Source organism: Hyphomicrobiaceae bacterium (assembly GCA_041397645.1).
GTDB lineage: Bacteria > Pseudomonadota > Alphaproteobacteria > Rhizobiales > Hyphomicrobiaceae > Hyphomicrobium_B.
Map to the genome: position 1 here is coordinate 2,862,075 of JAWKWE010000004.1, position 24,011 is coordinate 2,886,085.

Below are 24,011 nucleotides of genomic sequence, written 5' to 3' on the forward strand. Positions count from 1 at the left end.
GTATGAAGATGTTGAATGTTCGTGGACTTGGTCTTTTCCTCTGTGCCTCCAGCCTTTTTCTGGCCGTCCCGGTCGCAGCGCGTGCGCAAGACGACGCCGAGGGCGACGACCGCGCGCTGACCGAGTACGAGATTTCGTGCATGGACTGCCACGGTCCGAATGGCCGCGGCGATGGGCCGATGGCGCCGACATTGTCGAAGCGGCCCGCCGATCTTACCAAGATCGCCAAGGCTAATAACGGTGTATTCCCCGAAAAGCGGATAAGGGAAATGATCGATGGCCGTGCCATGGTTGCTTCGCATGGCGTACGCGACATGCCGGTGTGGGGGGCGCGCTATCGCAACTCGCCGGATCCCGATGACAAACCTTCCGACGTCGACAAGCGCGCGCGGGTTTTGATCGACCAGCTCGTTGAGTTCCTCAAGTCGATACAAGAAAAATAGCTTTTCAATGCCGCGCTAACGGTGCGTGGGAGCATCTGGCTCTTATGTATTCTGGGTTCAGTAGGACGTCATCACAAAGCAGTCGAACGACTGCTTGCGCAGAGCCACGCAGGTATTAGCTGCAGAATTGGCATCGAAGCCGCGGAAGCGGGCGCGATAGATCGTGCGGCCGCCCTTGTCGACGGGCTGGGTTACAGACGGGTAGTTTGCAACCACGGTGCCGGCACGCGCCTGTACCACGCTAAGCGCACGCTGGGCGTCGCCGATCGAAGCGTAGGCGCCAATCTGAATCTCAAACCGCGAGGTGGCAGGGTCGATTGATGCGCCGCGCAAGGGGCGTCCTTCGGCAATAGCCGTCGCCTGGGCCTGCAGGGTCGAGGGACGTTTTCCGCGCATGATACGGTTCGCCTGCTCAGAACTGAAGGTTGCACTTTGTGCAGCCGGTTCAAACGGGGGCGTCAAACTTGCGGTGAGCAATTTGGGGCGCGCAGAGGGCCTTACGATCGCGGGCGTCGGCTCAGGCGTGGCGGCGGGGGCCGATGCTAGAGCGACGGCGGCGCGAGCCTCTGGTGCGTTGGTCTCCATGGGAGCAACGTCAGTCCGGGCAGTCACGGACGGAGTTGTCTGCTGAACCGAAGCCGGTTGGATCGTGGCTTGTTGGTCGGATTGCTCAGCGGAAGCGGCCGCGCTCGTCTGCTGCATTGGCGGGGGAACATCGCTGTTGCCAATCATGGCGACGCGGGTTTCCGGTATCGACCCAGCCATGTAGGGCCGACCTGTACCGCGCGTCGTCTTCGGCACTATGGTTTCGGTGACGTTCGGCAGGCCGCTAAAATCATTCGAAGCAACGACGGCGGAGTTGCGGAGGCCTTCATCGGGCTCGCGGGCCTCCATGTCGGTCGTTTCGGCGGTATTCGTTCGCGGCTTCTTGAAAGCGTGGCGTGGCGCAACCATGATGCGGCGGACCTTGCCCACCATCTCGATGGGGATTTCGGGCGTTGCGGTCTTGGCTTCACCGGGCGGCGGCTCAATATCCTTGGAAGTGACAGGCGCGGGCTCCGAAGGACCCTGCGGCTCTGCTTGTGCAACGACCGTCTCGGGCCGTGCGGCGGGGCGGCTGGGTGCTTGCGCGATGGATTTTGGCTGCGCTTGTTGTGTGGGCCGGGGCGGCTCAACCGCGACGTCGGGTTGCGGCCGGGCAGGGCGCACCGCAGGCTTGGGAGGAGATTTGAGCTGAGCGACGAGAAGCGGTGCTGGCTTGCGCGTCTTGACCTTAGATGCGCGGCTCATGGCGCGCGTCAAGAGCACACGCATCTCTCCGTTGCGGGTTGCCGCGCTCGCTCCACCGAACACGGCGCCCACAAGATGACGGCCGTTGCGGTGGACCGAGGTGACGAGGTTGAAGCCTGAATCGCGCGTATAGCCGGTCTTGATGCCGTCGATGCCGCCATAACTGTTCATCAAGGTGTTGTGGTTGCGGTAGGAACGGCCGCGGAACGCGAACGAGCGGGTCGAGAACAGGCGGTAATATTGTGGGTAGTCATCTTGGAGGTGCAGGCCGAGCGTGATCATGTCACGCGCCGTCGTCACCTGATCTTGATCGGGCAGACCGGAGGCGTTTTCGAAATTGGTGCGGCTCATACCAAGTTCGCGCGCCTTGGCGTTCATCAGCCGGGCAAAATTGCGCTCCGAGCCACCGATCTTTTCAGCAAGCGCCACAGCGACGTCGTTGGCCGATTTGGTGATCAGCGCGAGAATGGCCTCACGGACGGTGATTTCCTCGCCAGGATCGAGATCGAGCTTGGAGGGAGAGGCATTTGCAGCCTCTTCGCTGATTTTCACCTTTGAGGACATGGACATGCGCCCTTGTTCGATTGTCTCGAACGTGAGGTACAGCGTCATCATCTTGGTGAGAGAGGCGGGATGGCGGCGTTCGTCGCCATCATCGTTGTGGAGAACCGCGCCGGTATTGGCGTCGAGGATCATGGCAGAGTGCCGCGCCGGGCGAGCTTGTGCGGGGGCGGCTGACTGCAAAAACGCAGAAAAACCGACTAATACAATCGCAAGCTGTGCGAACAACCGCAACAAGACGCCAACAATCCCTCTGACCACTCGCAAGCCGGGCGAAAAATGCCCATGTCAGCCCAATCTGCGAGGGCAAACTGATTTCCCTGTCGGGGATGTGGCGAACAACTCGCCGCCCCCCTTGCGCTAACCCGTCTTCGGGCAGCCAACCATTGTTTTGGGGCACTTTTTTGGCGTGTTTCGCAACGCGCCATACCGGCCCTTTGAACCAGGACAGATTATCTGGTTGCCGCTGATTTAACGTTAAAAGGCATGGTAAAATGCGGGTTTGCGGGTGTTCCGTTTTGCATCACGCACAGATTGAGGGTCGCGCTGTGACGGTTCAGGTCCTTGCCTGGACCGAACGGAAGCATGTCCCCGCCGGTTGGGATTAGAAGCCGTGTTTCGGTCCAACGCGCATCGGACTTTGAACGATAAGCCACGAGGTCGCGGGAGGTGGCCAATCGGTGCCATCAGCACCACTTCAAGACGAGTGCTTGGCTGCCTATTTTTTGCTCCGAGCGCCTTCCTATATAACAGTGACGAACAGGGGGACTACCCTGGGTGCATCGTGCAACAATCCGGGGGGTTTCCACCTTTGGCCCACCTACCTCCCGCAAAAATTGCGCTATGATCAATGGAATTGCGTCGCCTTGCGCGGCGCAGAGCGCGGGGGAGCCGGTCGTGGATGCTGCGGCGGAACCCCGACAGAAACGCACCAAGGGAGCAGAACACGACGCAGTCCGGTTGGCCTCCAATGTGCAAGGATTCAGGAAAGACGATCGTTTTCGCGGTCGAGTACGAATGACAACACGATACGAAAATATTACCGCGACTGAATTGGCGGCGCCTAGGGCCGCCAAGGAGCCCGTGCGCCGCGATGGGGGCGGGAACGATGACGAAGGCCGCACCGGCATCGTCACCAAGACTCGTCCTAAGACTAAGAAGCCGAACCTCTATAAAGTTCTTCTTCTGAACGACGACTACACGCCGATGGAGTTCGTCGTGCTCGTACTGCAGCGTTTTTTCGGCAAAGATCAGGAAGAAGCAACTCGCATCATGCTGCACGTCCACCACAAAGGCGTCGGGATTTGCGGGGTATATACTTTTGAAGTCGCTGAAACCAAGGTGACGTTGGTCATGGATTTCTCACGACAACATGGCCATCCTCTGCAATGCACCATGGAGAAAGAGTAGGACAACTTTGACGTCTCTTTCGAAAAATCTGGAAGCCACACTTCACCGTGCGCTGGAGTATGCGAACGTGCGTCGGCACGAATTCGCAACGCTTGAACATTTGTTGCTCGCGCTTGTCGACGACCGTGATGCGGCCGCCGTGCTAAGAGCCAGCAACGTCGATATCGATCAGCTGCGCAATCGTCTGGTGGAGTATCTGGACAACGAACTGTCGCCCATCGTCTCCAAGGTGGCGCGCGATGCCCAGCCGACGAACTCTTTCCAGCGCGTGGTTCAGCGCGCGATCGTGCATGTGCAGACTTCGGGTCGCGAAGAGGTCACCGGCGCAAACGTGCTGGTCGGCATCTTCTCCGAACGCGAAAGCCATGCCGCCTATTTCCTGCACGAGCAGGATATGACGCGGTTCGACGCCGTTCAGTACATCGCGCATGGCATCGCCAAGCGGCCCGGAATGTCCGAGGCCCGCAGTGTGCGCGGTGCTGACGAAGATACGACCGGTGAGGGCGAGGATAAGAAGCCCGGCGATGCGCTGACGGCCTACTGCGTCAACCTGAACAAGAAAGCGCGCGAGGGTAAGATTGATCCGTTGATCGGGCGCGAGCAGGAAGTTCTGCGCACGATCCAGGTGCTGTGCCGCCGCCAGAAGAACAATCCGTTGTTCGTCGGCGATCCCGGCGTCGGTAAGACGGCGATCGCGGAAGGTCTCGCCCGCAAGATCATCAAGGGCGAAGTGCCTGACGTCTTAAAGGACTCGACCATCTTCGCGCTCGACATGGGCGCGCTGCTGGCAGGCACGCGCTATCGCGGCGACTTCGAGGAGCGCCTGAAGGCGGTGATGAAGGAGATCGAGACCTTTGACGGCGCGATCCTCTTCATCGACGAGATCCACACCGTTATCGGTGCGGGCGCGACCTCTGGCGGCGCGATGGACGCTTCCAACCTGCTGAAGCCCGCGCTTCAGTCGGGGACGCTCAAGTGCATCGGCTCGACGACCTACAAGGAGTACCGGCAGCACTTCGAGAAGGATCGCGCCCTGGTGCGCCGATTCCAGAAGATCGACGTGAAAGAGCCGACGATCGAGGACTCTATCGATATCCTCAAGGGATTGAAGAGCGTGTTCGAGGATTACCATCGCATCAAGTACACCAACGAAGCCATCAAGGCCGCGGTGGAGCTGTCTGCGAAGTATATCCATGACCGCAAGCTGCCCGACAAAGCGATCGACGTAATCGACGAGACGGGTGCGTCGCAGATGCTCGTGCCGGAAGGCCGCCGCAAGAAGAAAATCACCGTCAAAGAGATAGAGGCGACGGTTGCCACGATGGCGCGCATCCCGCCAAAGACGGTGACCAAGAGCGATGCGGAAGTGCTCGGCAACCTGGACCGTGATCTGAAGCGGCTCGTGTTCGGTCAGGACAGGGCCATCGAAGCCTTGACAAGCGCCATAAAGCTGGCGCGCGCAGGGCTTCGCGAGCCCGAGAAGCCGATTGGCTGTTATCTGTTCTCCGGTCCCACCGGCGTCGGCAAAACGGAAGTGGCCAAGCAGCTTGCCAATCTGATGGGCGTGGAATTGCTGCGCTTCGATATGTCGGAATACATGGAGAAGCACACGGTCTCGCGTCTCATCGGTGCGCCTCCAGGCTATGTCGGCTTCGATCAGGGCGGCCTTCTTACCGATGGCGTCGATCAGCATCCGCATTCTGTGCTGCTGCTCGACGAAATCGAGAAGGCGCATCCGGATCTGTTCAACATCCTGTTGCAAGTGATGGATCACGGCAAGCTAACCGACCACAACGGCAAGTCGATCGACTTCCGCAATGTCGTGCTCATCATGACGACCAACGCGGGTGCGTCCGACATGTCCAAGCCGCCGATGGGCTTCAACCGCTCCAAGCGAGAGGGTGAGGATACCGAGGCCGTGAACCGCCTGTTCACGCCGGAGTTCCGCAACCGCCTCGACGCGGTCGTGCCGTTCGCCGGTCTGCCGCCCGAGATCATTGCCAAGGTGGTTGAGAAGTTCGTCTTCCAGCTCGAAGCACAGCTCGCCGACCGTGGCGTGTCCATCGAGCTTTCCGACGAGGCGATCCGCTGGCTGTCCGAGAAGGGCTACGACGAGAAGTTCGGTGCACGTCCTCTGTCGCGCGTCATCCAGGAGCACATCAAGAAGCCGCTGGCCGAGGAGCTGCTCTTTGGCAGCTTGGAACATGGCGGTACGGTGAAGGTCCTGGTTGCTGGCAAAGGCGACGACCGCAAGCTCACGTTCGACCTCATTCCGGGCGATCCTTCCAAGAAGCCCAAGAGCGAGGACGATGACGAGGACGATGGTCCGCAGCCGGTGCTGGTAGATGCCACACCGAAAAAGGCTCTGCCTGGTCCTAAGGACAAGGGTGACAGATCGACAAAATCCGGTGCGGTGCCAACCGTGCCGCGCAAGAAAAAGGACGACTGACGTCCCTTCTTGCAGCACGAAAATACACAACAGGCCGGACAGTGATGTCTGGCCTATTGTTTTTTATGGGTACCACAGGCGGGCAGATGTTTAGTGTCGTCGAATCGTTGATGCAACCTTACTCATTGCTCTTGCGGGAAACCGCAAATCACGACACCTTCAATGCATCGCTGACTACAGCAAATGTATCTCGTCCGCTGTTACCCGCTCTCCCCCCAGAGCGTCAGCGACGAACAGAGTGAGGCAAGTCGTCCTTCTTCATTCTGTCAGCAAAGGCCATAGGCCTTGAACGGAGTGGTCCCCCCGACCACTCCGTTTTGCGTTTGAAGCTTGAAGCGCACGTTTTATCCTTTCTGGCCGCGTGCGGTTTCGCCGCCTTGAATTCCCAGCTCGGACAACAATATTAGATTTGTCTAATATAGTGACGTGCAATTACGACGTCGCGCTTTTTTGGCTTCCAGACGGCGAAGGAGCCTTCGATATGCTTTCTCTGTTTTTGCTTCCAGGTGATCTGGTTTGCGATTGGGCGGGTGTGCCTGCCGAAAGCGAGCATCGTCAGGTGCTGCGTTCGTTCATCAACATGATGGTGTGGAGCGCCGTCGCGATCGGAGTAACTGTTTGGGTGATGGTTTGATCCGCGTCCCAGTTTGATCCGGGGCCTTGATCGGGGTGGCTCAGCATTCAGGAAGCCGATCAACTCAAAGCGGCTTTGAGTTTCGACGCATTGGATTTGAGCACCTCTGCATCCTCCATCTTGCCCGCGTGTGCGCGCAGAGCTTGTCCGTCGTAGCGAGGGATGACGTGATAATGGAGATGAAACACCGTCTGTCCGCCGGCGGGTTCATTGAACTGCCAAACCGTAATGCCATCGGCATTGAACGCCGCCTTGGATGCGATCGCTACCTTCTGCACCAACGGCAAAACCTTCGCGAGGACGGCGGGGTCCGCATCGAGGACATTGCGTGAGGGTGCTTTCGGTACCACCAAGGCGTGTCCGGGCGATTGCGGCATCACATCCATGAACACGAGCGCCGTCTCATCCTCGTAGACCTTGTGGCAGGGGATGTCGCCACGAAGGATCTTGGCGAAGATGTTGTCGGGATCGTAAGTGGTCATGATCGTGTCTCCCTGGGCCGTGATTTTGCAGGCCACTTAAAGCCGATGACGCTTCGCGCGTAAAGCGCGAGGTATGGCGCGCGGCTCGTTCGCGGCGTCAAGGCTTACGATAGGGGCCAAGCTCGGCCAACTCCTCGTTGGCTTCGCTGACAGCTTCGCGCTCTTGTTCCAGATAGCGTCCGATGGCGCGACGCAGTTGAGGGTTTGCGATCCAGTGCGCCGAATAGGTTTCAACTGGCATATACCCGCGCGCCAGCTTGTGTTCGCCCTGCGCCCCAGCTTCCACACGCGCGAGCTTATGATGGATCGCGTACTCGATAGCCTGATAATAGCAGACCTCGAAATGCAGGAACGGGTGATGTTCAACAGCGCCCCAGTAGCGCCCGTAGAGGCAATCGCCGCCGATCATATTTAGCGCACCGGCAATATAGCGGCCCGCGCGCTTTGCCATCACAAGCAGGCACTGCTCGGGCATTGTGCGTCCAATCAACGAAAAGAACGTGCGATTGAGATAGGGGCGTCCCCATTTGCGATTTCCCGTATCCATGTAGAAGTCGAAAAAGGCGTCCCAGTGCGCTTCTGTGATGTCGCTGCCCTTGACGTGCTCGATCTCGATATCGGCCGAAACCGCTTCGGCGCGTTCCTTGCGCACCGCCTTTCGCTTGCGCGACGCGAATGTCGCAAGAAAATCTTCAAAGCTCGAAAAGCCCTGGTTGGTCCAGTGAAACTGCTGGCCCGTGCGGCTCAGAAAGCCAAGAGCTGCAAGGCGCTCTTGCAACGCGTGGTCTGTAAACGTCAGATGCACGGAGGACAGGCCTGCTTGGCTAGCAAGTTCCAAAGCGGCGGCGGCCAACAGCTGTTCGTTGGCGGCCGAAGTTGCGCCCGGCCTTGTCAGCAGTCGCGGTCCAGGTACTGGCGTGAATGGCACCGCGATCTGAAGTTTGGGGTAATACCGCCCGCCCGCCTGCATGTAGGCGTCCGCCCACGAATGATCGAAGACGTATTCGCCCTGGCTGTGGCTCTTGGCGTAACAGGGGGCGGCGGCGTCAATGCCGCCATCGTCGGCTTCAATCACGAGATGGCGAGGTGTCCACCCCGTCCCGGGCCCTACGCATTTTGCCTGTTCGAGGGCCGACAAGAACTCGTGCGAGACGAACGGATTGTAGAGTGAGGGGTCCGGATTGGCGACGGCGTTCCATGCAGACGCATCGAGCGCGCTCAAGGCCGAAACCACTTTGACTTCTACTCCTGGGGAACCGGACAAATGCTTACCTTCCATGTCAGGGCATCCCTCTTGCCCGATCGATACAGTAGCGGAACGTCGCTCTGTTGGTGCTGCATCCGCTGAATAACAGCTATCTGCCGGCGCGGCCCGTGAAGTGCTTAAGGCTCAAATCCTTCAAAGATCGGCGCATCGGCCCAGCGAGCGGCCTTGCTGCGATCCTTGGCCGTGCGCACCGTCCAGGTGAAAAGCGCAAGGCCGCACACCTCGCGCACGAAGCGCGTCACGGGGGTGGGAAGCGCCCCGATCTGATAGGCGTAGAATTGTGGATCGGCAGGCGCCGAAAGCAGCAGGTCACGCAAATCGTTTGCGCGGCTCTTTGAAAGCTTCTTCTGCCACCAGCCGTGCCCCGCATAGCTGCCCGATACGATCCCGCGCGGCATCTTCGGAGCCAACTCGCGCACCAACGTCATCACGTCGGGATCGAAAGACATCAGCGCAAGCGGGCCTTTGTAGCTTTGCGAAAGCTTTGCGACGCGCGACATGAACGATCGATCCGGCGGGTCCCACTCGCTCTTGATTTCTACCAGCAGCGGTACTTTTCCGCCGACCAGATCGAGAAGATCCGAATAGGTGAGGATGTGGGTATCGCAGCCCTTGTAGGACAGTGTTTTGAGATCGCGCGCTTCGAGTTTTGAAACCGCTCCCTTGCCCCGCACGAGCCGGTCCAACGTTTCATCGTGAAAGACAATCGGAAGCCCGCCCGCGGCAGGGCGCAGGTCGCATTCTATGCCATAGCCCTTGGCAATAGCGGCCTCAAACGCAGGTAACGTGTTCTCGACGATACCCTTTTTGGCGTTGTGCAATCCGCGATGTGCGATCGGCCGAAAAAAGGCGTCTCGGTCCAGCATCAGCTGCGCACCTTGAGGATCGCTTCGATTTCGACCGCAGCGCCTGCAGGTAAGCTCGCCGCGCCGACGGCTGCGCGCGTATGGCGGCCGTTGTCACCGAGTACGGCAACGAAGAGATCCGATGCCCCGTTGATGACCTGCGGCTGTTCGCGAAAATCCGGAGTGCTAGCGACGAAGCCGGTGAGCTTAACCACGCGCTCGATCTTCTCCAGACTGCCAAGGGCTGTTTTGGCTTGAGCAAGGATGGCGAGCGCACACTCACGGGCAGCGCTCTGGCCTTCTGATGTGGTTAAGTCTGCGCCAAGCGTGCCCGCAATGAGGGTGCCGTCGGTCTTGCGGGAGATCTGTCCTGAAACGAACAGCAGATCACCCGACAACAGCGCGGGTACGTAATTGGCAAGGGGCGTGGGGGCGCTGGGCAGTTCCAACCCCAGGGCCCGCAGGCGGTCTTCGCAGCTGTCGGACATGGCGCCTTTCTCTCGCTTCCGCATAACGGGTGCTTCGGGGCACTGGTGTTCGGCCGGGAATGCGATTAAGCAGCGTTCCTGACTTTACCTTTATGGCCTGTCACGGGTGCTTGCAATGCCCCCATTGCGCCTTAAGGTCAGACCAATATGGCAGTCAAACTGTGTGTTTCGGGAGATCGTGATTTGGTTGACCACTTGCGCCAGATGGCTTGCGCCTCAATCGGCTTCGTGCTGGCTTTTGTCAGCGCGGTAACGCCGGCGGCGGCGGGGGTTACGTTCGTGCCTCATCGGGCCATCTACGAGATCTCGCTGATCCGTTCGACTTCGGGTTCGGGCATTTCAGAGATGACGGGCCGCATGGTATATGAGCTGACCGGTTCCCAATGTGAAGGCTATACGCAGAACATGCGTTTCGTTACGCGCTCTTCCAATCAGGAGGGCACGGAGACGACCAACGATCTACGTACGTCGAGCTGGGAGGAGGCGGACGGCAAGAAGCTGCGCTTTTCATCGACCCAATATCAGAACGACTCCATCGTGGACGCAAGCCAGGGCGATGCATCGCGCACGAAGAACGGCAAGGACGAGGAGACCCGCGTCGATCTCACACGGCCTGCCAAAAAGCGCGTGTCTTTCCCTGGCAACGTCTTCTTTCCCATGCAGCATGCCGCCTTCCTTATCGAAGCCGCCCGCGCCGGCAAGACGCTGGTGACGGCTGACATCTACGATGGTTCGGAGAAAGGCGAGCGCTATTACACGACGACCGCAGTCATCGGCAAGAAGGTCGAACACGTCAGCATCCCTAGTGCCGTCTCGCACAAGGCGGCTGCCGATCTGGCGGGCGTTCCAGCTTGGCCGATGTCGATCAGCTATTTCGACTCCGGCAAGGAAAAAGAGGACACGCCGCCGGTTTACGAATTGTCGTTCAGCTATTTCGAAAACGGCGTCACCAACGATCTCAAGATCGACTATGGCGAATTCGCCATCAAGGGTGAGTTGGCTCAGCTCGATTTCCTGCCCGTCTCCAAGTGCGCGCGCTGATAAGTCAAGCGCGGGTCAGCCAGGCTGCGCCACGCACACCGGAGGCATCTCCCCACTTGGGCGAGCGCACGTCGACGGAAGGGGCGTCTGCGAAAATGTACGGGAACATGAGCCCAGGCAGCTTCGCATAGAAATGCGAAAGATTTGACAGACCGCCGCCGAGCACGATGACGTCAGGATCGAAAATGTTGACGATGTGCGCCAAGCCGCGCGCCAGCCTGAAGACATGCCGGTCAAGAGTAGCCTGAGCTTGGGCATCGCCGGCAGCCGCCGCGCTTGCGATCTCTTGGGCCGTTATCGACGCGCCTGTGCTGCTGGCGTGATCCGCGGAAAGCGCTGGGCCGGAGACCCAAGTTTCCATGCAGCCCTTGCGACCGCACCAGCACTGAGGCCCGGGGTATTCATCCGGCTCCGCCCAGGGCAACGGATTGTGCCCCCATTCGCCAGCGATTCCGAGGGGGCCGTCGATCAGCACGCCATTGTGGACCAGCGCGCCGCCGCATCCGGTTCCGAGAATGACGCCGAAGACGCTGCGGCAGGCCTGACCGGCGCCATCGGTTGCTTCCGAAAGTGCAAAGCAATTGGCGTCGTTGGCAATGGCGACAGGCTGATCGAGCCGCGCGAGCAGGTCTTGGTCGAGCGGATGCCCGTTGAGCCAAGTCGAGTTGGCGTTGTGCACGAGCCCGGTACGCCGAGACAGTGCCCCGGGAATGGCCAGTCCGAGCGGGACAGGTCCACTAGCGCCACCTTGCTGACGCAGCGCATCGAGCATCTGTGCGATCGTTTCGATGGTCAGGCGATAGTCGCCACGTGGAGACGGTTGGCGCATCCGGGCACGTTCACTGCCGTCAGGCCCAAGCAGGACGCCTTCGATCTTGGTGCCGCCAAGGTCGATGCCTGCGCGCATGCAGTATCCAGTGTCGTTGCTGCCATCGCCGCTCATGTGCTGTGCCAGTCCCGTCCATCTCCACCGCTCAACAGCGCGTGGGCCGGTGCGACGATCTCAGGCTTCAGCCCCTTATCGGCGACAAAAACCAGCAACAGGCTTTCGTCCGAGAGCAAATAATCGAGCACTGCAATCGCGAGCGTGGGATCGTCTCTCCAGCCTTTTAGGTCGTTGGGGGTAAGACCCGTGAGAGATAGGAATCTCACCAATCGGTGCGGATCGGCAGTGATAAAGGTAAGCCCCTGCAACGCAACGTTTTCCGCCTCGTCGCGTGTCATGGCTTCTCTACGCGGTTTCATCTGCCTTATCCCTTAATAAGTGCCAAATGCGCAACTGCTTTAACCGTTGGTTACGGCTTCTCATGCAAAGTGCAAAGATCATTAGGTGAGAATCGGTGCACATAAGTGCCGCCGGGGCAATTTGGTCTGGATGCATGACCTACCAACAGACAGGAAACAGCGTTGAGCGCCGCGGGGCCGATCCGCGGACAACGCAACGTTCCGTTCTCATCGTGGAAGACAACGAGCTCAACATGAAGCTCTTCCACGATCTGCTTGCCGCCCATGGCTACCGCACGATCCAGACCCGCAATGGACTGGATGCTCTGGGCCTTGCCCGTACGCATCGTCCGGATCTGATCCTGATGGACATCCAGCTTCCCGAAGTCTCGGGGCTCGAGGTGACCAAATGGATCAAGGAGGATGACGATCTGCGCGACATTCCTGTCATAGCCGTTACCGCCTTCGCGATGAAGGGCGACGAGGAGCGTATTCGCTCCGGCGGCTGCGAAGCCTACATCTCCAAACCGATCTCGGTGGTGGCGTTTCTCGAAACAGTCAAACGCTTCACCAGTCGAAACAAGTTCTGATCAATCGTCCGGTGGACAAATCGTAGTTACACATGACTGCCCGCGTACTCGTTGTCGATGACATCCTGGCCAATGTGAAGCTGCTCGAAGCGCGGCTTGCGGCCGAATATTTCGAAGTGCTTTCCGCCTTCAGCGGACGGGAGGCGCTCGACATCTTATCGCGCGAGCGTGTGGACGTGGTCCTGCTCGACGTCATGATGCCAGGCATGGACGGATTTGAAGTCTGCCGGCGCATCAAGGGGAACGCTAAGACCCATCATATTCCGGTCGTCATGGTGACGGCGCTTGATCAACCCTCCGACAAGGTCCAGGGCCTGGAAAGCGGCGCTGATGACTTCCTCACCAAGCCGGTCGACGACATCGCGCTCATCACACGCGTAAAGAATCTCGCGCGCCTCAAGATGCTCAACGACGAAATGATCATGCGCGCCTCCACGGGCGAGCGGATGGGCATCCCGGACGATGGCGCGCTCGCGAAGGCGCTCTCGGGGCGATCTGGCCGTGTGCTCGTGGTCGACGATCATCCGCGTTCGGCCGCACGGCTCCTGGAGGTCTTGTCCAAAACCAACGATGCGTTTGCCGAGCGTGATCCGCAGGCCGCGCTGGTCAAGCTCGCCGAGCACAATTTCGATTTGCTCGTCGTTAGCCTCTCGTTACAGAACGCCGATGGCCTGAGGCTGTGCTCGCAGGTGCGTTCGCTCGACCGCACGCGACATCTGCCGATCATCATTCTGGTAGAGCCGGGCGATGAGGCGCGTCTGCTGCGCGGTCTCGATATGGGCGTCAACGACTACCTCATGCGCCCCATCGATCGCCACGAACTGCTGGCGCGTGTGAAGACGCAGATCAAGCGGAAGCGCCATTCCGACTTCCTGCGTCATCGTCTCGAAGAGACTGTGGAACAATCGATCACCGACGGACTGACCGGTCTGCACAATCGCCGCTACATGGAAAGTCACCTGAAGACTCTGGTGACGGATTCGCTGCGCACCGGTCGTGCCCTGTCCATGCTCATCGCCGACATCGATCATTTCAAGCAAGTGAACGATACTTACGGACACGATGCCGGAGACATGGTGTTGCGTGAGTTCGCAGGTCGTCTGAAGCGTAATACCCGTGGCATCGATCTCGCCTGCCGGCTCGGCGGCGAAGAATTCGTCATCATTATGCCGGACACGGACATTGCGCGTGCTTATCAGGTTGGCGAGCGTGTGCGCGCCTACGCGGCTGCCGAAAACTTTACGATCGGCGCAGACAAGACAATCCGTGTAACCGCAAGCGTGGGCATTGCGACCCTGGAACGGGGCGATGACACCCCGGAAACCATCTATAAACGCGCGGACAACGCGCTCTACGCCGCCAAGCGCCGTGGCCGTAATCGAGTCGCGGCCGACGCCGCTTAGGCGTTTGCGCCCACTTCCGACCGTCGGCGAATTCTGCCTGCTTTCGACGTGCTCATCCTATCCATACGTCATTTCTGCGCCGCCTCGGCAAGAAATATGTTTTTTATCAAATGGTTGCGACGTCGTATGAAGAGGGCTTAAAAAAGCCGCACATGTCATTGATTCGTTGTGAAGTAGCAACAGTCAAAGCTGTTGTTGCAAAGTGTCGTTAAGTCTGCAACGTATTGCCGTAATTGAACGGGGAATAGTCAAACTTTATTGATTTTGGAAAAGGGGCCAGACGCGTTCTCCGTTCCGCAAGATCCCTCGCCTTTCGGGTCCGCCGCATAGACCTGATTGGAGTGAGGGTTTGATCAGCCGCAGTGGCCTTACGAGTGGCCTCCTCATAGGGTTGCGTTGGGCTGATCGATTAGCCGGGTGAGGGACAACGCCCTCTTTGGAACTTACTCGGTGAAGGACCAGGGTCCCGAGGCGAACTCGGAACGATTTACCCCGCTGCCGAGATAGTTTCGGACCCTGGTCGCATTCTCTCGACCAGAGCCCGAATTCAACGCAAATCGCGAAATCTAAGGAGTTTGGACGAAGATTCTATTTGATCTTCGTTTCCTTGAACTCGACGTGCTTGCGCACGACGGGATCGTATTTCTTAAACACCAGCTTTTCGGTCGCGGTGCGGGGGTTCTTCTTGGTGACGTAGAAGAAGCCCGTGCCAGCGGTCGACAGCAGCTTAATCTTTTGCACTACGGGCTTAGCCATGGCGATGAGCCTTTAGAAAATCCAGCGAAGGATGGGATGTTCGGAAGTTGCGCACCATAGTCATGGAATACTGCCTGTCAAGTTCCTGGCCGCTTAAGGCCCGCGACTAATGAGTTGGCGGCAGAAGCGGTCGCCCTGTTGGTAATAATATGGGACGGGTCCGAGACTTAGCAGTCCCGGTCGGGCCAGGACGCTTTCCAGATCCGCAAGCACACGGCGGGTAATGTTGGGCAGGTCGAGGGCCCTGGCATCTTCGAAGGTAAACCAACCGAGATCGGTAAATTCGCCATCGCCCGAGCCTGCGTTTTCAATGACGCTGTCGCGCATGGCGATGAAGAAGCGGGTGTCGTAGCGGCGAGGCCGACCCGGTGGGGTAATGGCGCGCGCGATCAGTCTCAGCGGTGCAAGCGTGGGAACGAGGCCGAGCGTGTCGAAGGCCGGCCAGACGCTGCTCTCGGATGATGCCGCGCGAGGAACGGCCATGGCGTGTCCGGTCTCCTCGAAAAGCTCGCGAACCGCGGCAAGCGCCAATGCGCGGGCAAATGCAGAGCTTGCAGGCATGGGCAGCGCGCTCAGCAGTGCGGCTTCATCGTGCGGGTCGAGGTCGGAAGCGGTCGCGATCGATCCGTCGTCCTTCTCCAGTCGGCCTCCGGGGAAAACCCACTTGTTGGGAAGGAACACATTGTCAGCACGGCGGCGGCCCATGAGAAGGCGAGGCGAGGACGAACCGCGATCGATGAGAAGGATGGAGGCGGCATCACGGATCGCAACACCGGCCTGATCCGCAGCGTGCGTTGTTTCACGTTCGCTCATGGTCGTTGCGACCTGCAGATCAGTTTGAACCCGCTGGCCGGGGCTCTGCTGGAGGGATATCGGCGCCTTCAACTTCGAGTGCGCCAAACCCGTGCATACGGTTGGCCCACTGATAGCCGATGAGCGCACCCTTCACGCGCGGCAGCAGCCACAAGCTCAACAGCACGAGCGCGGGCAGCCATATGGCGAGCTGCACCCACGTCGGCGGCGCGAACGCCTGCTCAGTGGCCAGAATTCCGCCAACGATGACGTGGCCCGTGATGAACATGGTGAAGTAGGGCGGCGCGTCGTCGGCGCGCTGGTGGTACAACTCCTCGCCACACGACGGGCAAGTGTCATTGACCTTCAAATAGCTTCGATACATCGCGCCGGTGCCGCACGCGGGGCACTTCTGCCGCCAGCCGCGTTTGAGCGCCACCCAGACGTCGCGATCTGGAAGATTGATGCCGCCGCCGCCGATGTGTTTTGTCTCTGTCATGGGTCAGAAACTGGACCTCCTGGTGTCGCTTTGCAAGCGGTTGCGAAGCCGCAGCGGGATTTCCCGTGCGGCGTCATCCTTATCGTCCCCGGCGTCGAAAGCCTCCGCCCTTGGGGCGGCCGCCGCGTGGCTCGCGTGGAAGCTTACCGCCTCCAGCCTTGAAACTTGAAAGGTGGCCACGTGTTCCAGGCGTCAGCATCTCAAATCGCATAGCACCGGCCGAAGGGATGACTTCAAGCAGTCGCACCTCGACCACGTCGCCAAGACGGTAACCCTCGCCCGTGCGCGCACCGATGAGCGCGTGGGCGGCTTCAACGTGGTGATAGTAGTCGTTGCCCAAGGACGAGATGGGAATGTAGCCGTCGGCTCCCGTGTCCTTCAACTTTACGAACAGCCCCGATCGCGTGACGCCCGCAATGCGCGCTGCGAAGGTTGCGCCGACGTGATCGGCAAGATGCGCCGCGATCAGCCGATCCATAGTTTCCCGTTCGGCCGCCATCGCACGGCGCTCGGTGTCGGAAATCTGCTTCGAGATTGCGGTAAGTCGCGGGATCTCTTCATCTGTCAGACCGCCTTCGCCAAGTTTTAACGCGCGTACCAGCGCTCGATGCACCAGCAGATCGGCATAACGGCGGATCGGAGATGTGAAGTGCGCATATCGCGCTAGGTTCAATCCGAAGTGCCCGATGTTCTTTGGTGCGTACTCGGCTTGCGACTGAGAACGCAAAATCACCTCGTTGACGAGATCTGGAACCGGAAGATCCTTGGCTTGCGCCAGGACCTTGTTGAAGGCGTCCGGCTTCAAGGCTCCAGCGTGAGGGATCTTCATGTCGAGCGTTTCGAGGAAGTCGCGCAGCCCCTTGAGCTTTTCCTGACTAGGCGCGTCATGCACGCGGTAGACGAGGGGAGACTTATTTTCTTCCAAGGTCTCGGCGGCGGCCACGTTGGCCTGGATCATCATTTCCTCGATCAGCCGGTGGGCGTCGAGGCGCTCTGGTGTAATGATCTGCGCGACGCGGCCTTTTTCATCGAGCTTGATTTTGCGTTCGGGGAGATCGAGGTCGAGTGGGCCGCGCTTGTCACGCGCCTTTGCCAATGCGGCGTAGGCTTCCCACAGTGGCCTTAACGCGCGCTCCATCAGCGGCGCGCACTTTTCCGACACGTTGCCGTCGATGGCGGCCTGCGCCTCCTGATAGGAGAGCTTGGCCGCCGATTTCATCATCGCGCGCAAGAATGTGTGGCTTCTCTTCTCGCCCCACTTGTTGAACACCATGCGGGCGGCAAGGCACGGCCGTTCCTCGCCTTCGCGCAGAGAGCACAAATCGTTGGAGATCTTTTCCGGCAGCATCGGTACGACCCGGTCGGGGAAGTAGACCGAGTTGCCGCGCAGCTGTGCCTCGCGATCGAGCTTGGTATCGGGGCGGATGTAGTGCGCGACGTCGGCAATCGCCACGATCACGACCCAGCCACCTTCATTGTTCGGGTCTGCATCGGGTTCTGCATAGACGGCGTCGTCGTGGTCGCGGGCGTCCACGGGATCGATCGTCAACAGCGGAACTTCGCGCAGATCCGTGCGGACATCCATGGTGGGAGGATCGAGATGCTCGGCCTCGATCAACACACTCTCGGGAAAGTCCTCTGGAATGCCGTGCGCATGGATCGCGATAAGAGAGATCTGGCGTTGGTCTGACGGATTGCCGAGGCTTTCCAGGACATGCGCACGCGGTGTCGCGAAACGGCCTTTGCGCGCCAGATCGAAACGCACCAGATCGCCGTCCTTCGCCTCGCCTTCGTCACCCGGGGCGATCGACCAGCTCTTGAGTTCCTTGCGGTCTATGGGTTCGATGGTGCCGCCGCCGCGTTTGGCTTCGCGATAAATGCCGAGAAGCCGGCGCTTCTCGCGCGGCAGCTTTTTGATCGGCGTTGCCTCGTAGTCTGCGTCCGCATCACGCGGCAATTTAGAGAGCTTAGCGAGCACGCGGTCGCCCGCGCCAATTTCCGCATCGCCCTCGCGTGTGCTGATGAGAAGCCGCACAACGGGGCGAGGCCCTTCGTCTTCCCAGATAACAGGCTTGCCGATGAGGTCTCCGTCGCGGTCACGTCCCGTCACTTCGATCTGAGTCACGGCCGGCAAGCGACCAGGCTCGCGCAGGTCCTTCTTGTTGCCTGCCAATAGGCCTTCTTCGGCCATCTCCGCGAGGATACGTTTGAGCGCAATGCGCGCTCCCGCCCGGACGCCGAAGGCGCGGGCAATTTCGCGCTTCCCGGCTTTGCCCTGGAAAGAGTTCAAGAACTCTATGATCTGCTCGCGGGACGGCAATCCGCCATTGGCGGGGGCGCGCGGATCTTTGGTTTTGCGGGCCACCGCTTCTCCTTGCTCTTTTCCTGAGCCTTAAGCCTTCGCCGTCTTCGAGGGCGCGGACTTCTTGGCTGGCGCTTTTTTCGCGGCCTTCTTCGCAGGTGCAGCCTTGGCCTTTGTCGGCTTGTCGCCCGCTCCGTCGGCGTCTTTAGCAGCCGCCTTCTTGGCAGGAGCCTTGGCTTTCTTTCCGGGCTTTTTTCCGCCGCCCTTGGCGATGCGCTCGTTGATGAGCTCAATCGCCTCTTCCTGCGTCAAGTCCTCTGGCTTTTTGGACTTCGGTACGGTGGCATTGACCTTATTATGCGTCACGTAGGGACCATATCGCCCCGACAACACCTGGATCTTGCCCCCCTCGACGGGATGTTCGCCGAGGTCTTTGAGGACCGCAGGAGCGGCGCGCTGGAACCGACTCTTGCCGCCGCCAGCGCGCTTTTCAGCCAGCAGTGTGACAGCGCGGTTGAGGCCGATGGTGAAGACGTCCTCCATCGATTCCAGGTTCACATAGGTGCCGTCGTGGAGAATGAACGGCCCATAGCGGCCAAGCCCTGCGGTGATGGGGGTGCTTGTCTCGGGGTGAATGCCAACCTCGCGCGGCAGCGACAGCAGCTGCATCGCGCGTTCAAAATCGAGGGTCGCCGCATCCACACCCTTGGGCAGGCTCGAACGCTTCGGCTTCTCGGAACCTTCCGCTTCGCCCAACTGCACGTAGGGCCCAAAACGGCCATTGCGAAGCGTGACGGCCACGCCGTCATCGTCATATCCCAGCACCTTACCGTCGAGCGCCGCTTCTGCTCCGTCGGGTTGTGTGAGTTGGCGGGTGTAATTGCAGTCGGGGTAGTTGCCGCATCCGATAAACGGTCCAAAGCGCGACGGCTTGAGGCTCAAGCGGCCCGTCCCGCACTTGGGACACACGCGCGGATCGCTGCCGTCCTCCCTCGGCGGGAAGATGTGGGGCGCGAGCATGTCGTTGAGCGCTTCCATCACGTCGCCGACGCGCAGATCCTTGATATCCTCGATGGCGCCAGTGAAGTCTTTCCAGAAATCGCGCAAGACAACCTTCCAATCGAGATCGCCGTTGGAAATGAGGTCGAGTTTGTCCTCAAGGCTCGCGGTGAAATCGTATTCGACGTAGCGCTTGAAGAAATTTTCCAGGAAGCCGACCACCAGGCGGCCTTTGTCTTCGGGGACAAGACGCTTCTTCTCGATCTTGACGTAGCCGCGGTCGACAAGCGTCGCCATGGTCGAGGCGTAGGTCGATGGGCGTCCGATCCCCAACTCCTCCATGCGCTTGACGAGTGTCGCCTCGGAAAAACGCGGTGGCGGCTGCGTGAAATGCTGGTCGGCGTCGATCTGCTTGTCTGTCAGGGCATCGCCAGCGGCCAGCGGCGGCAGGCGGCGCGCGCTGTCTTCCTCGCCCTCGGTATCGTCCTTGCCCTTCTCGATGAAGCGGAAGCGGTCGTCGCGGCCTTCCTCATAAACCCTGAGAAAGCCATCGAATGTCACGACAGAGCCGTTGGCGCGCAAGCCATAGTCCTTGCCGTCGCGGCCTTTGACGTCGATCTCCGCTGCCGTCTGTTCAAGGTCTGCGGGCGCCATCTGGCTCGCGATTGCGCGCTTCCAGATCAGATCGTAGAGCGCATACTGGTCCTTCTCCAGATGCTTGCGCACACTCTCTGGCTTTCGGCGCGGATCTGTCGGGCGGATCGCTTCGTGCGCTTCCTGAGCGTTCTTGGCCTTGGTTTTGTACTCGCGCGCGAATGGCGTGTAGTTCTTGCCGTACTCGGCGGCGATGACGTCACGGATCTGCGAGACGGCTTCCGGCACGATTTGTACGCCGTCGGTTCGCATGTAGGTGATGAGGCCGACCGTCTCGCCGCCGACATCGACACCCTCATACAAGCGCTGGGCAACCTGCATCGTCTGCTTGGCGGAGAAGCCAAGCTTGCGCGACGCGTCCATCTGTAGAGTGGAGGTCGTGAACGGTGGAAAGGGATTGCGTTTGGCGGCTTTCTTTTCCACGCTGGCAACGCGGAAGGACTGGTTCTCGATCGCGGCCTTGATGGCGAGTGCGGTTGCTTCGTCCTTGATGTCGAGTTTCTTTAATGTCGTGCCCGCGATGGTGACCAGCCTGGCCTTCACATCCTCGCTCTTGGCGGTGTTGAGCAGAGCCTCGATGGTCCAATATTCGTCGGTGCGGAACGCCTCGATCTCGGCCTCGCGGTCGCAAACCAGACGCAACGCCACCGACTGAACGCGCCCTGCTGAGCGCGAGCCTGGAAGTTTGCGCCACAGCACCGGCGATAGTGTAAATCCGACGAGATAGTCGAGCGCACGGCGCGCCAGATAGGCGTCCACCAGCGGCGCATCGATCTTGCGCGGCTCCTTCAGCGCGGCGAGGATCGATTGCTTTGTGATGGCGTTGAAGGCGACGCGCTCGACGTCGAGGTCTTTCTTGAGAGCCTTCTTCTGTGCAAGAATTTCCAGGATGTGCCAGGAAATCGCTTCTCCCTCGCGATCAGGGTCGGTGGCGAGGATTAGCTTGTCGGCCTTTTTGACCGCTTCGGCGATCTCGCGGACGATCTTTTGGGATTTGCCGTCAACGTCCCAGTGCATAGCAAAATCGTTGTCCGGCTCAACCGAGCCATCCTTGGCAGGCAGGTCGCGCACGTGGCCATAGGAAGCGATGACCTTATAAGTGGGGCCAAGATACTTATTAATGGTCTTGGCCTTCGCAGCGGATTCGACGATCAGGACGTTCATATTTTGCTTTCTGGGGGAAGAGAGCCACTCAGCATCTAGAACCTATGGTTGAGCATCCCGACGCGCTCTCGAAATTCATGGCGCGGGAAGATGGGTGATCCACGCCAGACTGTCAAACCGCCTACAAGTCGCGCCCGGGAGTTGCGAGAAGAACGTTATTGCAACCAAAGATAGAGTGCATTAAGGTTTACCCGTGGACAGCGAAGCGCTGGCAACGAGATACAGGGCCGGGACAATATTGCAATGCCAACATCATCCAATGTGCCGGATGCGCCTCAGGCCGAGCGGCTTCGGGCTGTGGACAGGCTTGAATATGTTGCCGATCTGCTCTTGGAGCTGCAATCGATAGCCATCTCCTCAAAGTGCGAAACCCTGGCCGGCCTGCTTAACCTAGCCCATGCCGAGGCACTGAGGCAGGCGCGGCAGATCTAGCAGCCGTGGGCCCGCCGGGTCAGTCGGGCGATGCGGCGACAAGCCCAGGTCCTGGACGGGTGAGCCTGCCTGCCAGCTCGAGTTCCATCAGAGCGATCTGGACCACGCGGACCGAAAGGCCCGTCGCTTCGATGATGGCGCCGACGTCGACCGGCGCAGGGCCGAGAGCCTGCCACACGCGATTGCGTTCTCCATCGCCGAACTCCGGCGGAGGCAGCGGCGGCGGTATGGCAGGCTGGGTGAACGCCTCCGGGCCAGGAGGAGCTTCTCTCAGCCCCGTCAGAGGCGCCAGGATCGACAGGACATCTGCGACCTCGGTCACCAGTGTCGCTCCGTTCTTGATGAGCCGGTTGGTGCCTTCCGCGCGCGGGTCCAGCGGGTGGCCGGGCACGGCAAAGACCTCGCGGCCCTGTTCTGCCGCATAGCGGGCCGTCACCAGTGTGCCTGAGCGCGCGGCCGCTTCGATAATGATCACGCCGCTCGAAATGCCTGAGATGATCCGATTGCGCTTGGGAAAGTCCTGGCCGCGTGGCGTGAAGCCGGGTCGCTGTTCGCTGACGAGGCACCCCTCCACGCCAATGCGATCCTGCAGCGCTCGGTGCTCGGGCGGATAGATGACATCCAATCCACCCGCCAGCACCGCGACTGTGCCGGTGGCGAGTGCCGTGTCGTGGGCGGCTCCGTCGATGCCACGCGCAAGTCCCGACACCACGCAATAGCCCGCATCTCCCAAGCCGTTTGCGAAATGCCGCGCGAGCTTGATGCCCGCTGCAGAACTCTCCCGCGAGCCGACGATGGCGACGCTTGGCGCATTCAGAAGTTGCGCCCGGCCCTTCACGTATAGCAGCGGTGGGGGAGCATCGAGCATGGCAAGCCGCGCGGGATAGTTCGGCTCGATGGTGAATATCGGTGTCGCGCCGCACGCCTGCGCGGCCTCGAGTTCCGCGCTGGCTTGATGCTCGGAGCACACGCGGATGGTTTTGCCGCGACCGGCGCGCCGCGCAAGTCCCGGCAGCACCTCAAGCGCCTTGGTCGCGCCGCCATAGGTATTGATCAACTCGCGGAATGTGACGGGTCCAACGTTTTCGGAGCGTATGAGGCGCAGGCAGGCAAGCCGTTCGGCCGGATCTAGCGTGGCGACGGGCAGCGGCGCGGGTCGAAAAAGGCCTGAAGGCTCACGTCTTGGCACCAATTTTCGGCTCCGTGCCGGCGATGAGCCGCGCAATGTTGGCCCGGTGCTTCCAAAGCAACAGGGCGGTCATGAGAAGGGCGACGATAGCAAGCACCGTTTCTCCTACCCACCACAACATGATCGGTGCAGCGACGCTTGCGACCAGGGCGGACAGCGAGGAGTATTTGAGTGTGTAGGCCACAGCCAGCCAGATTGCGCAAAACACCAGCGCGCCGGGCCAGTACAATCCAGCTAGCACACCGATATAGGTGGCAACGCCTTTGCCGCCTTTAAACCGCAACCATACGGGGTAGATGTGCCCGAGAAATGCGCCGAGTCCTGCGATGACGGCGGGCGCTTCGCCCCAGAAATAGCGCGCAAGCAGAACAGCTGCGGTGCCCTTCAGGCCATCGAGAAGCAGAGTGGCGGCGGCGAGCTTCTTGGAGCCTGTCCGCAATACGTTGGTCGCCCCGATGTTTCCTGAGCCGATCGCTCGGACATCGCCAAGGCCGGCCGCCCGCGTGAGAAGCAGCCCGAAAGGAATGGATCCGAGCAGGTAGCCCAATACGCCGCCCTTGATGAGCCAGGGCCAAAGTCCGCCTATGACAAGGGCTGTAAAAGAGGATTCGGGGCTCATGTGGGGCCGCTTGGATCTGCGAAAGGCTTGAAACTAAAGAGAAGGTCTAGGCAGCCCGGCGCATCGGGTCAATGCCGTTTGGCATGGTCTATCAAGAGCGCAGATGCGTTCGCTGCAATTGGATGCGTGTTGCGCATTGCCAAGGCTCGCTCAAATCGACCGTTTTTTGACGGGCGCCTTCCATTGCGCGTGCAGTGATCTCGATATCCCCAGGATTTTTTAATCGTCGCGGAGGCAAAAACTCCAACCGAATCCGCCGCCCACTGCCTGAAAAAACAGGAACGGCGATTTGTGCGGATTGGATGCCATTGACTCCAGTTGGGAGTGGTCTCAGCTTGACGTTCTAGTACGTCATCACTCGTTGGCTTTATCCAGGCGTCCGCGGCGAGCCCAATTGGCTCATCGCGGACGATGTTTTTTCGTCGTAGCCTTTGCCGAGCCTATCGCTTCACCGGTATCGGTTTCGGCGCGGCACGCG

At 60.0% G+C, this 24,011-nt stretch carries 22 protein-coding genes; 8 read left to right on the forward strand and 14 right to left on the reverse strand.

Annotated elements, in window-relative coordinates; translation table 11 throughout:
* Positions 1-2 precede the first annotated feature (2 nt).
* Positions 3-443 carry a c-type cytochrome gene (locus R3D51_13350; protein ID MEZ5900464.1) on the forward strand — a complete coding sequence of 147 codons (441 nt, stop codon included), beginning with the start codon at positions 3-5 and terminating at the stop codon, positions 441-443.
* 57 nt (positions 444-500) lie between these two features.
* On the opposite strand, the gene R3D51_13355 is transcribed toward R3D51_13350, so the two are convergent.
* Positions 501-2,555 (reverse strand): serine hydrolase, encoded by a 2,055-nt coding sequence (locus R3D51_13355; GenBank protein MEZ5900465.1) that lies wholly within the window; start codon positions 2,553-2,555, stop codon positions 501-503.
* 756 nt (positions 2,556-3,311) lie between these two features.
* On the opposite strand from R3D51_13355, the gene clpS reads away from it, so the two are divergent.
* From clpS to R3D51_13370, 3 genes are all read left to right on the forward strand, one after another.
* Positions 3,312-3,704: an ATP-dependent Clp protease adapter ClpS gene (gene clpS / locus R3D51_13360; GenBank protein ID MEZ5900466.1), complete on the forward strand. Its 393-nt coding sequence runs from the start codon at positions 3,312-3,314 to the stop codon at positions 3,702-3,704.
* 7 nt (positions 3,705-3,711) lie between these two features.
* A complete protein-coding gene (clpA, locus tag R3D51_13365; GenBank protein ID MEZ5900467.1) occupies positions 3,712-6,153 on the forward strand; it encodes an ATP-dependent Clp protease ATP-binding subunit ClpA in 2,442 nt (813 codons plus the stop codon).
* Positions 6,154-6,634: 481 nt separating this feature from the next.
* On the forward strand, positions 6,635-6,787 hold the full coding sequence (locus R3D51_13370) for a hypothetical protein (protein ID MEZ5900468.1): 153 nt from the start codon (positions 6,635-6,637) through the stop codon (positions 6,785-6,787).
* A 59-nt stretch (positions 6,788-6,846) separates the two neighbouring features.
* On the opposite strand, the gene R3D51_13375 is transcribed toward R3D51_13370, so the two are convergent.
* From R3D51_13375 to R3D51_13390, 4 genes are all read right to left on the reverse strand, one after another.
* The gene (locus R3D51_13375) at positions 6,847-7,269 is read right to left on the reverse strand and encodes an HIT family protein (GenBank protein ID MEZ5900469.1); all 423 of its coding nucleotides are present in this window, start codon (positions 7,267-7,269) and stop codon (positions 6,847-6,849) included.
* A 97-nt stretch (positions 7,270-7,366) separates the two neighbouring features.
* Positions 7,367-8,548 (reverse strand): GNAT family N-acetyltransferase, encoded by a 1,182-nt coding sequence (locus R3D51_13380; protein MEZ5900470.1) that lies wholly within the window; start codon positions 8,546-8,548, stop codon positions 7,367-7,369.
* Between the two features lie 104 nt (positions 8,549-8,652).
* A complete protein-coding gene (locus R3D51_13385; protein MEZ5900471.1) occupies positions 8,653-9,402 on the reverse strand; it encodes a glycerophosphodiester phosphodiesterase family protein in 750 nt (249 codons plus the stop codon).
* Positions 9,402-9,869, reverse strand: coding sequence for a RidA family protein (locus R3D51_13390; protein ID MEZ5900472.1), 468 nt, complete (start codon positions 9,867-9,869; stop codon positions 9,402-9,404). The genes R3D51_13385 and R3D51_13390 overlap by 1 nt, the downstream gene beginning before the upstream one ends.
* Before the next feature lie 183 nt (positions 9,870-10,052).
* Here R3D51_13390 and R3D51_13395 point away from each other — a divergent pair, with 183 nt between their 5' ends.
* Positions 10,053-10,910, forward strand: coding sequence for a cell envelope integrity EipB family protein (locus R3D51_13395; protein ID MEZ5900473.1), 858 nt, complete (start codon positions 10,053-10,055; stop codon positions 10,908-10,910).
* 4 nt (positions 10,911-10,914) lie between these two features.
* On the opposite strand, the gene R3D51_13400 is transcribed toward R3D51_13395, so the two are convergent.
* Both R3D51_13400 and R3D51_13405 read right to left on the reverse strand, forming a co-directional pair.
* The gene (locus R3D51_13400) at positions 10,915-11,853 is read right to left on the reverse strand and encodes an ROK family protein (GenBank protein MEZ5900474.1); all 939 of its coding nucleotides are present in this window, start codon (positions 11,851-11,853) and stop codon (positions 10,915-10,917) included.
* Complete coding sequence (locus tag R3D51_13405; GenBank protein ID MEZ5900475.1) at positions 11,850-12,155, reverse strand: DUF3572 domain-containing protein; 306 nt, start codon at positions 12,153-12,155, stop codon at positions 11,850-11,852. The genes R3D51_13400 and R3D51_13405 overlap by 4 nt, the downstream gene beginning before the upstream one ends.
* A gap of 134 nt (positions 12,156-12,289) precedes the next feature.
* Between R3D51_13405 and R3D51_13410 the strand changes: the two genes are divergently transcribed.
* Positions 12,290-12,724 carry a response regulator gene (locus tag R3D51_13410; protein MEZ5900476.1) on the forward strand — a complete coding sequence of 145 codons (435 nt, stop codon included), beginning with the start codon at positions 12,290-12,292 and terminating at the stop codon, positions 12,722-12,724.
* Positions 12,725-12,756: 32 nt separating this feature from the next.
* Positions 12,757-14,127 carry a PleD family two-component system response regulator gene (locus R3D51_13415; protein ID MEZ5900477.1) on the forward strand — a complete coding sequence of 457 codons (1,371 nt, stop codon included), beginning with the start codon at positions 12,757-12,759 and terminating at the stop codon, positions 14,125-14,127.
* 588 nt (positions 14,128-14,715) lie between these two features.
* On the opposite strand, the gene rpmG is transcribed toward R3D51_13415, so the two are convergent.
* The 5 genes from rpmG to topA all read right to left on the reverse strand — a co-directional run bounded on the left by rpmG (position 14,716) and on the right by topA (position 21,293).
* Positions 14,716-14,883 (reverse strand): 50S ribosomal protein L33, encoded by a 168-nt coding sequence (gene rpmG, locus R3D51_13420; GenBank protein MEZ5900478.1) that lies wholly within the window; start codon positions 14,881-14,883, stop codon positions 14,716-14,718.
* A gap of 93 nt (positions 14,884-14,976) precedes the next feature.
* Entirely contained in the window at positions 14,977-15,696 is a 720-nt protein-coding gene (locus R3D51_13425; protein ID MEZ5900479.1) for an NUDIX hydrolase, read from the reverse strand.
* Positions 15,697-15,715: 19 nt separating this feature from the next.
* Positions 15,716-16,174, reverse strand: a complete 459-nt coding sequence (locus tag R3D51_13430; protein ID MEZ5900480.1) for a DUF983 domain-containing protein — start codon at positions 16,172-16,174, stop codon at positions 15,716-15,718.
* Positions 16,175-16,253: 79 nt separating this feature from the next.
* Complete coding sequence (rnr, locus tag R3D51_13435) at positions 16,254-18,539, reverse strand: ribonuclease R (protein ID MEZ5900481.1); 2,286 nt, start codon at positions 18,537-18,539, stop codon at positions 16,254-16,256.
* A 27-nt stretch (positions 18,540-18,566) separates the two neighbouring features.
* Positions 18,567-21,293, reverse strand: coding sequence for a type I DNA topoisomerase (gene topA, locus R3D51_13440; GenBank protein ID MEZ5900482.1), 2,727 nt, complete (start codon positions 21,291-21,293; stop codon positions 18,567-18,569).
* 243 nt (positions 21,294-21,536) lie between these two features.
* Between topA and R3D51_13445 the strand changes: the two genes are divergently transcribed.
* Positions 21,537-21,725 carry a hypothetical protein gene (locus tag R3D51_13445; protein MEZ5900483.1) on the forward strand — a complete coding sequence of 63 codons (189 nt, stop codon included), beginning with the start codon at positions 21,537-21,539 and terminating at the stop codon, positions 21,723-21,725.
* A 19-nt stretch (positions 21,726-21,744) separates the two neighbouring features.
* Here the strand turns inward: R3D51_13445 and dprA are convergent, their stop codons facing one another.
* Together dprA and plsY are read right to left on the reverse strand one after the other, a co-directional pair.
* Positions 21,745-22,914, reverse strand: coding sequence for a DNA-processing protein DprA (gene dprA / locus R3D51_13450; GenBank protein MEZ5900484.1), 1,170 nt, complete (start codon positions 22,912-22,914; stop codon positions 21,745-21,747).
* A complete protein-coding gene (plsY, locus tag R3D51_13455; GenBank protein ID MEZ5900485.1) occupies positions 22,901-23,533 on the reverse strand; it encodes a glycerol-3-phosphate 1-O-acyltransferase PlsY in 633 nt (210 codons plus the stop codon). Before plsY ends, dprA begins: the two co-directional genes overlap by 14 nt.
* Between the last annotated feature and the right edge of the window lie 478 nt (positions 23,534-24,011).

Excerpts from the sequence above, each read along its gene's own strand:
- R3D51_13350 (MEZ5900464.1), top strand. The coding sequence starts at position 3 with ATGAAGATGTTGAATGTTCGTGGACTTGGTCTTTTCCTCTGTGCCTCC.
- clpS (MEZ5900466.1), top strand. The coding sequence starts at position 3,312 with ATGACAACACGATACGAAAATATTACCGCGACTGAATTGGCGGCGCCT.
- R3D51_13370 (MEZ5900468.1), top strand. The coding sequence starts at position 6,635 with ATGCTTTCTCTGTTTTTGCTTCCAGGTGATCTGGTTTGCGATTGGGCG.
- R3D51_13375 (MEZ5900469.1), bottom strand. The coding sequence starts at position 7,269 with ATGACCACTTACGATCCCGACAACATCTTCGCCAAGATCCTTCGTGGC.
- R3D51_13380 (MEZ5900470.1), bottom strand. The coding sequence starts at position 8,548 with ATGGAAGGTAAGCATTTGTCCGGTTCCCCAGGAGTAGAAGTCAAAGTG.
- R3D51_13385 (MEZ5900471.1), bottom strand. The coding sequence starts at position 9,402 with ATGCTGGACCGAGACGCCTTTTTTCGGCCGATCGCACATCGCGGATTG.
- R3D51_13390 (MEZ5900472.1), bottom strand. The coding sequence starts at position 9,869 with ATGTCCGACAGCTGCGAAGACCGCCTGCGGGCCCTGGGGTTGGAACTG.
- R3D51_13400 (MEZ5900474.1), bottom strand. The coding sequence starts at position 11,853 with ATGAGCGGCGATGGCAGCAACGACACTGGATACTGCATGCGCGCAGGC.
- R3D51_13405 (MEZ5900475.1), bottom strand. The coding sequence starts at position 12,155 with ATGAAACCGCGTAGAGAAGCCATGACACGCGACGAGGCGGAAAACGTT.
- R3D51_13410 (MEZ5900476.1), top strand. The coding sequence starts at position 12,290 with ATGACCTACCAACAGACAGGAAACAGCGTTGAGCGCCGCGGGGCCGAT.
- R3D51_13415 (MEZ5900477.1), top strand. The coding sequence starts at position 12,757 with ATGACTGCCCGCGTACTCGTTGTCGATGACATCCTGGCCAATGTGAAG.
- rpmG (MEZ5900478.1), bottom strand. The coding sequence starts at position 14,883 with ATGGCTAAGCCCGTAGTGCAAAAGATTAAGCTGCTGTCGACCGCTGGC.
- R3D51_13425 (MEZ5900479.1), bottom strand. The coding sequence starts at position 15,696 with ATGAGCGAACGTGAAACAACGCACGCTGCGGATCAGGCCGGTGTTGCG.
- R3D51_13430 (MEZ5900480.1), bottom strand. The coding sequence starts at position 16,174 with ATGACAGAGACAAAACACATCGGCGGCGGCGGCATCAATCTTCCAGAT.
- topA (MEZ5900482.1), bottom strand. The coding sequence starts at position 21,293 with ATGAACGTCCTGATCGTCGAATCCGCTGCGAAGGCCAAGACCATTAAT.
- R3D51_13445 (MEZ5900483.1), top strand. The coding sequence starts at position 21,537 with ATGCCAACATCATCCAATGTGCCGGATGCGCCTCAGGCCGAGCGGCTT.
- plsY (MEZ5900485.1), bottom strand. The coding sequence starts at position 23,533 with ATGAGCCCCGAATCCTCTTTTACAGCCCTTGTCATAGGCGGACTTTGG.